We start from the raw sequence: 14,664 nt of genomic DNA on the forward strand, positions 1-14,664 counted from the left end.
TCTCATTCCGCACCGCTACTCTCGGTCGTCAGTCGCCATGCCAGCCACAGCGCCCAGACCATGCAAATCGCCACGACCACCAGGCCGAAGGCGATCAGAGGCAGGACGAAGCTGGCCTCGCCGTTGGTCGCGGCCTTGCCCTGCTGCAGCAATTCGATACGCCCGAAAACACTGCGCCAGCCGAAGCCGAGGTAGAAGCACCACGCGCCCGCCAGCAGACCGGCAGCGCTGCGAGGGCGCACGCGGAGCGAGGCGATGGCTCCGCCGAACATCAAGGCATTGCCGATGTAATCGACGATCAGGGCCTGGAGCGGCTGGCCCCATACCAGATGATAACAGGTTTCGAGCACGAAATGGACCGACGTCGCGAACAGCGAAAACCATGCAAGCGGTGTCTCGCTGCGATGCCTCATCACCCCTCAATCTCGAACAGATCGGCCAACTGCTCGATAATCGTGCCGCCAAGTTGCTCCACGTCCATGATCGTCACCGAACGCTTGTAATAGCGGGTCACGTCATGCCCGATCCCGATCGCGGCGAGCTGGACCGGCGACTGCTTCTCGATCCAGTCGATCACCTTGCGCAGATGGCTTTCGAGGAAGCCCGCCTGGTTGACGCTCAGCGTGCTGTCGTCGACCGGTGCGCCATCGCTGATGACCATCAGGATGCGGCGATCCTCGGGGCGGCGGAGCAGGCGGTCATGCGCCCAGAGCAGCGCCTCGCCGTCGATATTTTCCTTGAGCAGCCCCTCGCGCATCATCAGGCCGAGATTGCGGCGCGCGCGGCGCCAGGGTTCGTCGGCCTTCTTGTAGAGGATGTGGCGCAAATCGTTGAGCCGCCCCGGATTGGCGGGGCGGCCATCGGCAAGCCAGGCCTCGCGGCTCTGCCCGCCCTTCCAGGCGCGGGTGGTGAAGCCGAGGATTTCGGTCTTCACCCCGCAGCGTTCCAGCGTGCGCGCAAGGATATCGGCGCTGATCGCGGCGATGCTGATCGGCCGCCCGCGCATCGAACCCGAATTGTCGATCAGCAGCGTGACAACCGTGTCCTTGAACTCGGTGTCGCGCTCGATCTTGTAGGAGAGCGCATGGCCCGGACTGACGACCACGCGGGTGAGCCGCGCGGCATCCAGAAGCCCCTCTTCCTGGTCGAAATCCCAGCTCCGGTTCTGCTGCGCCATCAGGCGGCGCTGCAGCCGGTTGGCGAGCCGGGTGACAACGCCCTGGAGGCCCGCAAGCTGGCTGTCTAGATAGGTACGCAGCCGTTCGAGTTCCTCGAAATCGCACAGCTCGGCCGCCTCGATCTCCTCGTCGAACTTGTCCGTGTAGGCCTTGTATTCGAAGGTTTCGGGGAAGTCCGTCCACGGGCGGTTCGGGCGGACGGGCTGCATGCCCTCCTCGCCATCGTCCGACGGATCGCCATCGGACATTTCCTGTTCGCCCTCGACCTCCTGATCGGCATCGCCCTCGGCCTCGCCGTCGCTGAGCTCGCTGTGTGCATCGGCGGCCTCGGGCTCGGCGCCGCCCTCGTCCTCATCGTCCGATTCCTGATCCTCGGGGTTTTCGCCCTCCTCCTCGTCGCCGTCCTCGGCGTCGGTCGGATCGGGGCTGTCGGGCAGCGTGAGATCGAGATGGCGGAGCATGTCGAGCGTCAGGTTCTGAAACGCGCGCTGGTCGTCGAGCGCCTCCGCCAGCCCTTCCATATCGGTGCCGATCTTCGCGAGGATATCCTCGCGCACCAGATCGACGCCCGCGCGGGCGCGCTCGGGCACGTCCTCGCCGGTCAGCGCCTCGCGCAGCATCAGCGAAAGCGCGGTCGGCAGCGGCACCTCGCTCGCCTCCTCCGCCCGCACGATGGCATCGGCGGCGGTCCGCAACTCGACCGCCGAATTGAGGTTATCGCGAATCCCCGCATAGCGGTTCGATCCGATCGCCTCGTAGCGGACCTGCTCGATCGCGTCGTAGCAGGCGCGCGCGATCGGTTCGGGCGGCGCGCCCTTGGTGTGCAGCGCCTCGTTATGGTGGCGCAGGCGGAGCGAGAAACTGTCGGCGAAACCGCGCGCCTCGATCGCCTGATCGCGCGGCAGATTGCGGCCCGGCAGCGGCACGCGGAAATTCTTGCCGCTCTGTGCCGGGGCGTCAGCACTCCAGGCGACTTCGACTTCGGGTTCGTGCGCAAGTGCACGGGCAGCACCGGTCAGCGCCTGCTTGAAGCGATCGAGGGGAGTCTGTTCGGTCACTTAGGCGGTAGGAATCGACTGGCCGGTCTTTTCCCAATCCTTGAGGAAACCCTCGATCCCCTTGTCGGTCAGGACATGCTTGAACAGCCCCTTGATGACTGCGGGCGGCATGGTCGCGACATCGGCGCCGATCCGCGCGCTTTCGAGCACGTGAACGGGATTGCGGATGCTGGCGACGAGGATCTCGGTCGTGAAGCCGGGATAGTTGTCGTAGATCAGGCGGATGTCGCGGATCAGCGCCATGCCGTCGAAGCCATTGTCGTCGTGACGGCCGACAAAGGGCGAAACGAAGGTCGCCCCCGCCTTGGCCGCGAGCAACGCCTGGTTGGCGGAAAAGCACAGCGTGACGTTGACCATCGTGCCGTCGCTGGTCAGCTTCTTGCAGGTCTTCAGCCCGTCGATCGTCAGCGGCACCTTGATGCAGACATTGTCCGCGGTCCTGCGCAGCGTTTCGGCCTCTTTCATCATCGTTTCATGATCGAGCGCGACCACCTCGGCGCTGACCGGACCATCGACGATTTCGCAGATTTCCTTGGTCACTTCCATGAAGTCCCGCCCCGATTTGGCAATCAGCGAGGGATTCGTGGTAACGCCGTCGAGCAGGCCGGTATCGGCCAGCTCCCTGATGTCGGCGATGTCGGCGGTGTCGACGAAGAATTTCATGTGCGTGCGGCTCCGGAAGGAAAATGCGATTCCCGGCAAGCCTTAGCGATGCTGTCGCGGTGCGGCTAGTACCCCGCACCGGTGCCGAACACACCGATGATCAGCGGATCGCGCGTGGCCTGCGGATCGCGGCGGATGGCAGCTTCCTCTACGCCGATCTCGCGCCAGATGGTGTCGTCGATATTGGTTGCAAAGCGATTCGTCGCACCGGCGAGATCGACTCCGGTGAGGCCCCGCAGCAGCTCGCCAACCAGTGGATCGCCAGCCACGCGCATCGCGGTGCCGAGTTCGGGCACCATCGCCTCGACCAGCGTGGTGCCCATCGATCCGCGCAGAAAACTGGTTGCCGCTGTCGGCCCGCCGCGCACGAGATCGATGGCGTTCTGGACGCCGATGGTGCGCACCGCATCGGTCACCAGCGGGGCCGCGCGCTCGGCACCTTCATAGGCAATATCGGCGAAGGCATCTTCCAGCCGGCTCTTGAACAGCGCCGAAGTGAGGATGCGGGTCATCACATCGCCGCGCGTGCCGAGCAGATTGCCCAGCCCAAGCTGCGCGACCTGCTGGTCCCAGAAGCCGTCGCCCTGCAGCATGCGGCCGAAGGCGCGCTCGCTCGACAGGAAGAGGATGCGCTGAACTGCATCGACCATGCCGAAGCCGGGCAGGCTTGCGCAGCCGGGCAAGGCCAGCAACCCGCCGCCTGCGGCCAGACCGCCAAGGACAGCGCGCCGGTGGGTGGGTTTCACGAGAATATCGGTCATATCGTTGCTCCTCACTGTATCCCACCCTTGTTTCGCACGCCTGCCGCCGCCCATATGGCTCGGCCATGAACCGCGTGCGCTGCCTCGTCCTCAATGCCGCTCTCGGCCCCTTGGATTACAAGGTGCCCGAGGGTCTGTATGTCGAGCCCGGATCGGTGGTCGAATGCCCGCTCGGGCCGCGCACTGTGATCGGGATCGTCTGGGAAGCTGAACGGCTGCCCGGCGCCGAGGTTCCGGCAGAGAAGCTGCGGAACTTGAGGGGATTGCTCCCGATCCCCCCGCTCTCCGCGCCGCTGCGCCGCCTGATCGAATGGACAGCCGATTACTATGTCGCCTCGCTGGCCAGCGTGGCGCGCATGGCGCTGTCGTCGGGCGGTGCTCTCAAGGGTCCGGCCACCATGACCGAATATCGCCTGACCGGCGGCATGCCCGAACGCATGACCCCGCAGCGGGAAAGGGCAATGGAAGCGCTCGAGGGAGAGCAGGCCAACATCCGCGAACTGGCGGGTATCGCCGGGGTATCCGAAGCCGTCCTGCGGGGCCTCGTCAATCAGGGTGTGCTCGAGCCGGTCGAGGTCGATTGCGACCGCCCCTATGACGCGGCCCGCCCCGATTTCGCCCATGTGGAACTCAGTGCAGAGCAGCGCGCGGCCTCGGACATTCTCGCCGAGGCCGTTCGCAAGGCGGAGTTCGCCCCCTTCCTTCTCGACGGAGTGACCGGATCGGGCAAGACCGAGACCTATTTCGAGCCCGTCGCCGAGGCACTCGATATGGGACGGCAAGTACTCGTGCTGCTGCCCGAAATCGCCTTGACGGAGAATTTCCTCCACCGCTTCGAAGAGCGCTTCGGCGCATCGCCCGTGCTGTGGCATTCCTCGCTTAAATCAACCGAGCGCCGCCGCGCCTATCGCGCGGTCTCCAACGGTTCGGCGCAGGTCGTCGTCGGCGCGCGTTCGGCGCTGTTCCTCCCCTTCGCGCAGCTCGGCCTGATCGTCGTCGACGAGGCGCATGAGACCAGCTTCAAGCAGGAAGACGGCGTGCGCTACAATGCCCGCGACGTCGCGGTGATGCGGGGGCATTTCGAGAAGGTGCCGGTGGTCCTTGCCAGCGCAACGCCAGCGCTCGAAAGCCTGCAGATGGCCGAGAGCGGGGTCTATACCAAAATCGACCTGCCCAGCCGGTTCGGCGGGGCACAATTACCCAGCATCGACACGATCGACCTGACCGAGGAGAAGCCCCCGCAGGGCATGTGGCTTGCCCAACGCCTGGTCGACGGGATCGAGGAACGGCTCGCGCGCGGCGAACAATCGCTGCTGTTCCTGAACCGCCGCGGCTATGCGCCGCTGACACTGTGCCGCAATTGCGGCTTTCGCTATCAATGCCCCAATTGCAGCGCCTGGCTGGTCGAACACCGCTTCACCCGCCGCCTCGCCTGCCACCATTGCGGGCACGAGGCCCCCGCACCGCAGGCCTGCACCGAATGCGGCGAGCCCGATTGCCTCGTCGCCTGCGGCCCCGGCGTCGAGCGCATTGCCGACGAGGTTGCCGAGCGCCTGCCCGAGGCGCGCGTCTTCGTCGCGACGTCGGACACGCTCAATTCGCCCGGACGTGCGGCGGAATTCATCGCTGCGGTCGAGGCGCGCGAGATCGATGTGATCGTGGGCACACAACTGGTCACCAAGGGATTCCACTTTCCGGAGCTGACGCTGGTCGGGGTGGTCGATGCCGATCTGGGCCTGGAAGGCGGCGATCTGCGCGCGGGCGAGCGAACCTACCAGCAGGTGGCACAGGTCGCGGGGCGCGCGGGGCGCGGATCGAAACCGGGCGAGGTGCTGATCCAGACACGCCATCCCGAAGCGCCGGTGATCGCCGCGCTCGCCGCCGGAGACCGCGACGCCTTCTATTCCGCCGAAACCGAGATGCGGCGCGAGGCTGGCGCCCCGCCCTTCGGGCGTTGGGCAGCGATTATCATTTCGAGCGAGGACGATGCCGAAGCGCGCGAGGCAGCAAACCGCATCGGCGCTTTTCGTCCCAGTGTCGCCGAATGCGTGATCCTCGGCCCTGCGCCAGCCCCGATGGCGCTGCTGCGCGGCCGCTACCGCTATCGTTTCCTCATCAACGCGCGGCGCAGCGTGCACTTGCAGGACGTCATCCGCCACTGGCTGCGGCAGGTCGACCATCCGCCCGGCGTGCGCGTGGCGGTGGACATCGATCCCTACAGTTTCGTCTAGTCCTGCTCGCCATCGAACACCGCACGGGCGGCTTCGACCCTGCCGATGTTGGCGATCGCCCAATTGCCGAGCCGTGCGACGGGATCGCATAGTGATTCGCCGAGCGGTGTCAGTGCGTAGTCCACCCGCGGCGGGACGCTCGGCGTGACCGTGCGGCTGACGAGGCCGTCGCGTTCCAGCAGGCGCAGCGTGCGGGTCAGCATGCGCTGCGAGATGGCTGGAATGTCGCGCCTCAACTGATTGAAGCGGCGCGATCCGCCTTCCAGTGCCATCACCACGCGCACCGACCACTTGTCTCCCACGCGCGCGAGGATATCGTTGACCGCGGAACATTGCGGCGCGTCGTGGACTTCGAGGGTTACACCGGTGTTCCTATCTGACGGCAAAGTGCCTTCTTGCGCGGGACGGGTTGCAGTTTCCATATGGCCTCCAGGTTATCAAGAGTAACTACGGAGATACTTGAATGCAAATCCTTCGCATCGACAGTTCGACCACGGGCGATCAGTCCATCAGCCGCAAGCTTACCGGTGAGCTGCTGGCACATTTCACTGCAAAGCATCCCGACGCCAAGGTCGTCACCCGCGACCTTGTGGCCGAGCCCCTGCCGCATATCGACCCGATCACAACCAGCGCGATCCGCACTCCGCCCGAGACGCACGAGGAGGCGGTCGAGGCCGCCTATCCGGAACAGAAGGCGGTGCTCGACCAATTCCTCGCCAGCGACGTCGTGATCGTCGGCGCGCCGATGTACAATTTCTCGATCCCGAGCCAGCTCAAGGCCTGGCTCGACCGGCTGGGCGTGCCGCGCGTGACCTTCCAGTATGGCGAAAACGGACCCGAAGGCCTCGCCGGCGGTCGCAAGGTCGTGGTCGCCTCGGCACGCGGCGGCGAATATTCGAACGACCAGATGGCCGAGAACCAGGAAAGCCTGCTGTCGACGTTCTTCGGCTTCATCGGCGTGGACGACCTCCACTTCGTCCGTGTCGAGAAAGCGGGCTACGGCCCCGATGCCATCGCGGCAGGCATGGAAGCGGCGAAGCAGGAAATCGCCGCGCTGTAAGGCACGAATGGACGGGCCGGGCATTGGAAAAACCATGTCCCGCCCCGTCCTCGTTCCCATCCTCGGCGACCAACTGACCCGCACCCTCGCCTCGCTTCGCGGGCGGACCAAGGACGACACCGTCATCCTGATGATGGAGGTCTGGGACGAGGCGACCTACGTCAAGCACCACAAGCAGAAGATCGTCCTGATCTTTTCCGCCATGCGCCACTTCGCCGAAGAATTGCGCGAAGCGGGGTGGACCGTGGATTACGTCAAGCTCGACGATACTGACAACGCCGGCAGCTTCACGGGCGAGGTCGCCCGCGCTATCGAGAAGCACTCTCCGCGCCTCGTGAGCGTGGTCGAGGCGGGCGAATGGCGGGTTCGCGAGGACATGGACCAGTGGGCCGACAAATTCGACTGCGAGGTCGACATCCTGCGGGATGATCGCTTCGTCTGCTCGCAGGCCGAGTTCGACGAATGGGCGGAAGATAGGAAGGAACTCCGCATGGAGTTCTTCTACCGCAAAATGCGCCGCAAGACCGGCCTATTGATGGATGGCGACAAGCCCGAAGGCGGCGAGTGGAATTACGACAGCGAGAACCGCAAGCCGCCCAAGGAAGGCTTGTCGGCTCCCGAACGGCCCAAGTTCGAGCCCGATACCATCACGCAGGAATGCATCGAACTCGTGGAAGAGCGCTTCGGCGACCACTTCGGCAGCCTCGACACTTTCCAGTGGCCCGTCACCCGCGAGGAAGCCGAGGAAGCCGCCGATGCCTTCTTCGCCGAGCGGATCGAGTGTTTCGGCCCCTATCAGGACGCGATGGTCGCGGGCGAGGACGACCTGTTCCACTCCATGCTATCGACCAGCATCAATCTCGGCCTGCTCGATCCGCTGGAGCTGTGTCGGCGCGCGGAGAAGGCGTATCAAGACGGCAAGGCCCCGCTCAATTCGGTCGAGGGTTTCATTCGCCAGATCATCGGCTGGCGTGAATATGTGCGCGGCTTCTACTGGCACCAGATGCCGCAACTGCAAAAGGCCAACGCCCTGAATGCCCAGCGCGGTCTGCCCGAGTTCTACTGGACCGGCGAAACCGACATGGCCTGCCTTGCCGATTGCATCCGAACCACGCGCGACAATGCCCATGGGCATCATATCCAGCGGCTGATGGTGCTCGGCAATTTCGCGCTTCTGGCAGGCATCAGTCCGCGCGAGGTGCAGGACTGGTATCTGGTCGTCTATGCCGATGCCTATGAATGGGTCGAACTGCCCAATGTCGCCGCGATGATCCTCTATGCCGATGGCGGCAAGCTCGCCTCCAAGCCTTATGCAGCCAGTGGCAATTACATCAACAAGATGAGTAACTACTGCTCGGGCTGCATATACTCGCCAGCCAAGAAGACCGGCGAAGGCGCCTGCCCGTTCAACCCGCTCTATTGGCATTTCATGCACCGTCACCGCGATCGCCTAGAGAAGAACCACCGCATCGGCCGGATTTACGCCACCTGGGATCGCATGGGCGATGAACGCCAGCAGGACTATCTCCGCAGCGCCGACGTGTTCCTTGACTCGCTCGAACCGGCCCGGTCCGGATGGGCGCGAAAGGACTGACGGTCCGGAAAACGGCTCGTCGCAGCGCTCCCTCGCGCCATCCGCCTTCGTCACTATTTCGCCGTAATTGTTCATCCGACCGACAGGTTGAGGTGGACAACCGGCGCGCAGCTGCGGCCCCAGAGCCGCTCGTTCACATCACGGGGACCGGAGACGGTTCACCATTCCGCTCGCGCAAGGCTCCCGGCGCCTTTTCCTTTCAGCCGTACCGGTCGCGTGGCGGGATCACGAATGAGGAGTATACAGATGAACGCATTTTCCACCGGCACAGCTACGTTTGCCGCAATCGGTCTGCTAGCCGCCCCGGCAATGGCGCAGGAGCTTGAAGCGCAAGCGAGCTATGACGACCGGCAGGGCGAAGTTCTGACGACCGTCACCGGCCATACGCCCAGCGATCTTTCGGACATGCCCGAAGGGCCGGAGTTCGAAGGCGTGATCTCGGCCCGCAAGGACAACAAAATTCAGATCACCGGCATCGATGGTACGCGCACCGTGGTGGCAATAAGCCCGGCGACGGAAATCCGCAGCAGCGGCGGGTTCCTCGGTCTCGACAAAGACGCGCTGACCGAGGCCGACCTGCTCAACGGCTTGCCGGTGGATGTCGAGACGGTCGAGTGGGCCGATCGCGGTCTGATTGCCACCAAGGTGGCGGTCAAATCGCGTGATCTCAAAACCGCGCAAATGATCCACACCGGAACCGACCAGCGCTTTACCGCCAATGAAGCGGCAACCGAGGCATTGCGCGGCCGCGTCGCCAATATCGACGAATACAACATCAAGGGCACGACCAACGTCTATTTCGACACGGCCAAGTACAACCTGTCGCAAGAAGCGCGTTACGAGCTGTGCCAGACCGCCCAGCAAGCGCAATCGACCGACAATGCGCTGCTGCTCGTGGTCGGCTACACCGATTCGGTCGGCGACTATGAATACAATCAGGAACTGAGCGAAAAGCGTGCCACGCGCGTCGTGAACTTCCTCCAGCAGGAATGCGGCTGGAAGCCCTATCGCATGATGGTTCCCACCGGCATGGCCGAGGCCGACCCGGCAGCCGATAACACGACCGAAGCCGGCAAGGCGCAGAACCGCCGCGTGGCGGTGAACATCCTCGTCAGCAAGAGCGTCGACGGGATGCAGGCCGGGCTCTGACCGGACCGGGTGGTTGCAGTTTGTGGGACGGGCGAGCCTATCGCCCGTCCCTTTTTTGCGCGCGTCGTCATAGGGGGTGTCGCCGGAACGTCGAGGCGTCTCGACCCTTTCCATTGCAAGGCAGATAGGAAAGGGCCTCATGTCCGATATAACCACCGTCAATCCCGCCACCGGCGAAGAAATCGCAACTTACAGCAGGCTTTCGCGCGAAGAAGCCTGCGCTGCGGTCGACAAATGCCACGCCGCCTTCGAGCAGTGGCGCCTGCGCAGCCTCGACGATCGCGCACAGGTGATCAAGAATCTCGGCAAGGCGCTGCGCGACCACAAGGAAGAGCTCGCCCGGCTGATGACCGAAGAGGTCGGCAAGCTGATCGGCGACAGCCGCGACGAGGTCGAACTGTGCGCCGCGATCTGCGACTATACTGCCGCCAACGGCCCCAGGGAACTGGCCGACGAGCAGCGCGATCCGAACAATGCGGGGCGCGGTATCGTCACCTATTCGCCGATCGGTGTGATCTATGGCGTCCAGCCGTGGAATTTCCCCGCCTATCAGGTGATCCGCTATGCCATTGCCAATCTCATGACCGGAAATGGGGTAGTGCTGAAACACGCATCGAACTGCACCGGCAGCGGGCTCAAGATCGCCGAGATCTTCGCCGAAGGCGGCCTGCCCGAAAACCTCTTCACCGTGCTCGTCATCGATCACGATACCTCGGATGCGATCGTCGAACACGACAAGGTTCGCGGCGTGACGCTGACCGGCTCAGATGGCGCGGGCAAACATATTGCGGAAGCGGCGGGCAAGGTGCTCAAGCCGCTGGTGCTCGAACTCGGTTCGAACGATGCCTATCTCGTGCTGGAAGATGCCGATATCGACAAGGCGGCGGAGGTCTGCGCGCGGGCGCGGCTCTACAATAACGGCCAGACCTGCATCAACGGCAAGCGGTTCATCGTGACCGACAAGGTCTATGACGCCTTCCTCGAGAAATTCGTCGCAAAGTTCGAGGCGACCAGGATCGGCGACCCGCTGGCCGAAGACAGCGATATGGGGCCGATGGCGCGCAGGGACCTGCGCGAGGACGTGCAGAAACAGGTCGACCAGTCGGTCGAGAAGGGTGCCCGAATCGCCTGCGGCGGCGAAATCCCGGACGGCCCCGGCGCCTTTTACCCCGCCACCGTGCTGATCGATGTCGCCCCCGGACAGCCTGCCTATGACGACGAGATTTTCGGCCCCGTCGCCAGCGTCATCCGCGCCAAGAACGATGAAGACGCGATGCGGCTCGCCAATGACAGCCGCTACGGTCTCGGCGGCGGAATATTATGCGGCGATACCGACCGCGCGATCGAACTCGCCAAGACGCATTTCGACACCGGAATGGTGTTCATCAACACCTATGGCGTGGCCGATCCCTCAATGCCGTTCGGCGGGGTGAAGAATTCCGGCTACGGGCGCGAACACGGCGGCTTCGGCATCAAGGAATTCGCCAATGCCAAGGCGATCTTCGTCGGCGCGGAGTGACGCCTGGCTGTCGGCGCACGCCAAGGCTATCAGGTGTAGATCGCCCTGGCATCCTCGGCCAGCTTCTCCATGGCCCAGCCCCAGGGCTGGTGCCCGTAGCTGATCCGCGCGACCCCCAAATCGGCAAGCTCGGCGGTCGTCCCGCGGCCCGGCGCCCACAAGACGTTGACCGGCAGGGACGCCCCTTGGCAGATCGCGCGAATGGTCGGATGGTCGCCGAGGAAGGGGACGAACAGGCTTCCCGCTCCGGCTTCGGCATAGGCCCTCGCGCGGGTCAGCACGGCCTCGATCATCTCGGGCGAATAGTCCGCCGGGTCGACGCCGCGATAAACGTCGGTACGGGCATTGACATGAATGCCGGTTGCTGCGGCTGCAGCGACACGCTCGGCCGCCACGTCTACGGATAGCAGTTCGGTTTCGCCCGGCATCCGGTCCTCGATGTTGATGCCCGCGGCACCAAGATCGAATGCCTTGCCGACAGATCGGCCCACCTCGGCGGGCGTATCGCCATAGCCTGCTTCCATGTCGATCGTGACCGGCAGGTCGGTAACCGTGAGAATGCGGCGCAAATTCTCCAGCACGATATCGAGCGGAAGTGTCTCGCCATCCTTGAGGCCATTGGCTTCGGCCACGCCGTAGCTGCCCGTTGCGATCGCACTGGCCCCCGCTTCGGCGACGGCCCGCGCGCTGCCCGCATCCCAGATATTGTACAGCACCAGCGGTTTGCCTGGCGCATGCAGCGCCCGGAATTGCTCGATCTTGCTCGTCATTTCGTTTCCCTTCTCAGCAGCTCGGCTTTGATTTCTGTGCCATAGGCATAGCCGCCCAGCCCGCCATCGGCAGCGATCACGCGGTGGCAGGGGATCAGCACGGCGATGTTGTTCGCCCCATTCGCGCCGCCGACCGCGCGGCTCGCCTTGGGATTGCCGAGTGCGGCGGCGAGTTCGCCATAGCTACGCGTCTCACCCGCCGGGATTTCGCGCAGCGCCTGCCACACGCGTTGCTGGAAAGCGGTGCCCTTCACGTCGAGCGGGATCTCTGCGGTGGTGGCATTGACGGGCTGCTCGACCGCGGCGGTGACCTGTTCGAACAGCCTGCGGAACTCATCGCCCGCTTCGACCAGCGCGGCATTGGGGAAACGCGCGCGCAGTTCCTCCTCGCCCTCGTCGAAAGAGAGGCAGCACACGCCCTTTTCGGTCGCGGCGACAAGCATGCTGCCGAGCGTTGTATCGACGAGGGTCCAGTGGATGATGCGGCCCCTGCCCCCATCGCGCCAGTCGCTCGGCATCATGCCCAATCGTCCTTTCGTATCGTCATAGAAGCGCGAGGCGGAGCCATAGCCTGCTTCGTAAATCGCGCCGGTCACGCTATCGGCCGCGGCCAGCGCATCGCGCGCGCGCTCTTCACGCAGCGCGCGGGCATAGGCGGCAGGCGACAGCCCGATCGCGCGCTTGAACACGCGCTGGAAATGAGTCGGCGAATAGCCGGTGAGCTGGGCCAGCGCCGCCAGCGAAGGCGCGTCCTCGGCGCCGCGAATTTCGTCGATCGCCGCCAGCACCGCCGCCTCGTCGCGTCCGACATCGTCCGGCAGGCAGCGCTTGCAGGCGCGTAGCCCCGCCGCACGCGCCGCCGCGCCATCGGCGAAGAACCGCACGTTCCCGCGCGATGGATGCCGCGCCGCACAGGAGGGGCGGCAATAGATGCCGGTTGTCAACACGCCGGTCACGAAGCGCCCGTCGAAGGCGCGATCGCGGCGCAAGACGGCTGCCCAGGCTATATCGTCGGTGATCGTCACGATATTCTCCATAGCGTAAATGCAATCCTTTTGCGCGCCGATCGACTGCCTCGCATCCCGCAGCTTGCGATCAAAGCCAATGATCGTCACAAGGCGCGCAAATGAGACGCCTCCCTGCACTTCTCGCCGCGCTTCTCGCACTAATCGCTCCCGCGCTCGCGCTGGCCGAACCGGCCGACATCGACGCTGCCGCGCGCGGCGTGGTGCGCGTGGTCATTATCGGCGAAGACAATGGCGAACTGCTTCCGATCAGCCACGGGACCGGTTTTGCCGTTGCCGCCGACCGGGTCGTCACCAATGCCCATGTGGTGCGCGATGCGCTGCGCGATGGCGAGCTTAGAATCGGCATTATTCCGAGCGGCGGCGGCGAAGCCGTCTATGGCCAGGCGCTGGCGGTGAGCGCGCGCAACGATCTGGCGCTGATCCGCATCACCGGCGATTTGCGCCTGCCCCCGCTTGCCCTGGCCGGCGGCGCACCGCCCGACAGCGGCGAAGTCACCAGCGTGGGCTATCCGATGAATGTCGACCGGGCGCAGGGGCTGGATTTCAACGACATCTTTCGCAGCCAGCCGCCGGTGAAAAGCCGCGGCTTCATTTCGGGCGCGCGGCCTAGCCGCCAGTTCGACACCATCCTCCACACGGCACCCATCGCACGCGGCAGTTCGGGCGGTCCGCTGCTCGATCCCTGCGGCCGCGTGGTGGGGGTGAACAGCTTTGGCGCGGACAGCGATGGCGGCGATGCGGAGTTTTTCTTCGCGGTATCGAACCGCGAAATGGTGCCTTTCCTGCGCGCCAACGACGTCGAGCCGCGCGTCAACAGCTCCGCCTGCCGTTCCATGGCCGATCTCGACGCGGCCGAGCGCGAGCGGTTGCAGCGCGAACAGATGACCGCGCGCGCCGATCTCGCGCAGCGTTTCGAAGCGCAGCGCGAAAAGCGCGAACGCGCCCTCCTCGAAGCCGAACAGGGGGTCATGACCGAACGCGAAGATCGTCTGTTTCTCTCCATCGTCCTGCTGCTGATCGCCTTCGGCTTGGGGCAATGGGCCATGGCCTTGTGGCGGAAAGACGAAGAAGAGCGCGACGAAACCCGCCTGAGAATGGTCGGAGGGGCAGCCGCCGCAATCGTGCTCGCCGCGCTTGCCGCCTATCTCACCCGCCCCGGCCTCGACGAAATCGACCGCCGTGTCGCCGCCGCCATGCAGGCCGGGGAGGATGATCCGGAAGAGGCGGGGATGTCTGCATCGGGCGATCTCGCGCTGACATGCACTCTCGTGCCCGAACGCAGCCGGGTCACCAGTGCCCAGGTCGAAGACATAGAATTCGACTGGACCGCAGACGGCTGTGTCAACAGCCGAACGCAATATGGGTATTCGGGGGGCACCTGGAGCCGCGTTTTCGTACCCAATTCCGAAGACGCGGTGTCGGTCAACAGCTTCGACCCCGACCGACGCATCTTCCGCACCGAACGCTATCTTCTGTCGCGCAAGGCCATGAACGAGGCCCGCGAGGCGCGCGGCAAGTACGAGGCCCCCCAATGCGGGGTCGAGGAAGCCTCCGCGCAACTCGGCGAGATGCAAACGGAAGTCCTCGGCAAGCTGCCCCGGCAAGCCAATGAACGGCTGGTCTATGAATGCGGCGCACGGCGGCCCTAGCCGC

13 protein-coding genes are annotated in these 14,664 nt (G+C 64.7%); 6 read left to right on the plus strand and 7 right to left on the minus strand.

Annotation, left to right across the window (positions count from 1 at the left end; all coding sequences use genetic code 11):
* Positions 1–2 precede the first annotated feature (2 nt).
* From L5849_RS03955 to L5849_RS03970, 4 genes are all read right to left on the minus strand, one after another.
* A complete protein-coding gene (locus L5849_RS03955) occupies positions 3–413 on the minus strand; it encodes a hypothetical protein (protein ID WP_236924502.1) in 411 nt (136 codons plus the stop codon).
* Complete coding sequence (gene cobT, locus L5849_RS03960; RefSeq protein WP_236924503.1) at positions 413–2,236, minus strand: cobaltochelatase subunit CobT; 1,824 nt, start codon at positions 2,234–2,236, stop codon at positions 413–415. The genes L5849_RS03955 and cobT overlap by 1 nt, the downstream gene beginning before the upstream one ends.
* Positions 2,237–2,899 carry a fructose-6-phosphate aldolase gene (fsa, locus tag L5849_RS03965; protein WP_236924504.1) on the minus strand — a complete coding sequence of 221 codons (663 nt, stop codon included), beginning with the start codon at positions 2,897–2,899 and terminating at the stop codon, positions 2,237–2,239.
* A 65-nt stretch (positions 2,900–2,964) separates the two neighbouring features.
* Complete coding sequence (locus L5849_RS03970; protein ID WP_236924505.1) at positions 2,965–3,660, minus strand: DUF4197 domain-containing protein; 696 nt, start codon at positions 3,658–3,660, stop codon at positions 2,965–2,967.
* A 65-nt stretch (positions 3,661–3,725) separates the two neighbouring features.
* Here L5849_RS03970 and L5849_RS03975 point away from each other — a divergent pair, with 65 nt between their 5' ends.
* On the plus strand, positions 3,726–5,891 hold the full coding sequence (locus tag L5849_RS03975; RefSeq protein WP_236924506.1) for a primosomal protein N': 2,166 nt from the start codon (positions 3,726–3,728) through the stop codon (positions 5,889–5,891).
* Here the strand turns inward: L5849_RS03975 and L5849_RS03980 are convergent.
* Complete coding sequence (locus L5849_RS03980) at positions 5,888–6,313, minus strand: helix-turn-helix domain-containing protein (RefSeq protein WP_236924507.1); 426 nt, start codon at positions 6,311–6,313, stop codon at positions 5,888–5,890. The two genes, L5849_RS03975 and L5849_RS03980, sit on opposite strands and share 4 nt — an antisense overlap.
* 41 nt (positions 6,314–6,354) lie before the next feature.
* Between L5849_RS03980 and L5849_RS03985 the strand changes: the two genes are divergently transcribed.
* The 4 genes from L5849_RS03985 (at position 6,355) to L5849_RS04000 (ending at position 11,213) form a co-directional block, all read left to right on the plus strand.
* On the plus strand, positions 6,355–6,951 hold the full coding sequence (locus L5849_RS03985) for an FMN-dependent NADH-azoreductase (protein WP_115417207.1): 597 nt from the start codon (positions 6,355–6,357) through the stop codon (positions 6,949–6,951).
* A 34-nt stretch (positions 6,952–6,985) separates the two neighbouring features.
* Positions 6,986–8,545, plus strand: coding sequence for a cryptochrome/photolyase family protein (locus tag L5849_RS03990; protein ID WP_236924508.1), 1,560 nt, complete (start codon positions 6,986–6,988; stop codon positions 8,543–8,545).
* A 246-nt stretch (positions 8,546–8,791) separates the two neighbouring features.
* The gene (locus L5849_RS03995; protein WP_174223749.1) at positions 8,792–9,694 is read left to right on the plus strand and encodes an OmpA family protein; all 903 of its coding nucleotides are present in this window, start codon (positions 8,792–8,794) and stop codon (positions 9,692–9,694) included.
* Between the two features lie 139 nt (positions 9,695–9,833).
* Positions 9,834–11,213 carry an NAD-dependent succinate-semialdehyde dehydrogenase gene (locus L5849_RS04000; protein WP_236924509.1) on the plus strand — a complete coding sequence of 460 codons (1,380 nt, stop codon included), beginning with the start codon at positions 9,834–9,836 and terminating at the stop codon, positions 11,211–11,213.
* 29 nt (positions 11,214–11,242) lie between these two features.
* Here L5849_RS04000 and L5849_RS04005 read toward each other — a convergent pair whose 3' ends face one another.
* Together L5849_RS04005 and ada are read right to left on the minus strand one after the other, a co-directional pair.
* Positions 11,243–11,983, minus strand: a complete 741-nt coding sequence (locus L5849_RS04005) for an isocitrate lyase/phosphoenolpyruvate mutase family protein (RefSeq protein ID WP_236924510.1) — start codon at positions 11,981–11,983, stop codon at positions 11,243–11,245.
* Complete coding sequence (ada, locus tag L5849_RS04010) at positions 11,980–13,020, minus strand: bifunctional DNA-binding transcriptional regulator/O6-methylguanine-DNA methyltransferase Ada (protein ID WP_236924511.1); 1,041 nt, start codon at positions 13,018–13,020, stop codon at positions 11,980–11,982. The genes L5849_RS04005 and ada overlap by 4 nt, the downstream gene beginning before the upstream one ends.
* 89 nt (positions 13,021–13,109) lie before the next feature.
* Between ada and L5849_RS04015 the strand changes: the two genes are divergently transcribed.
* Positions 13,110–14,660 (plus strand): serine protease, encoded by a 1,551-nt coding sequence (locus L5849_RS04015; protein WP_236924512.1) that lies wholly within the window; start codon positions 13,110–13,112, stop codon positions 14,658–14,660.
* The last annotated feature ends 4 nt before the right edge of the window (positions 14,661–14,664 follow it).

This window comes from Erythrobacter sp. SN021, from assembly GCF_021864455.1.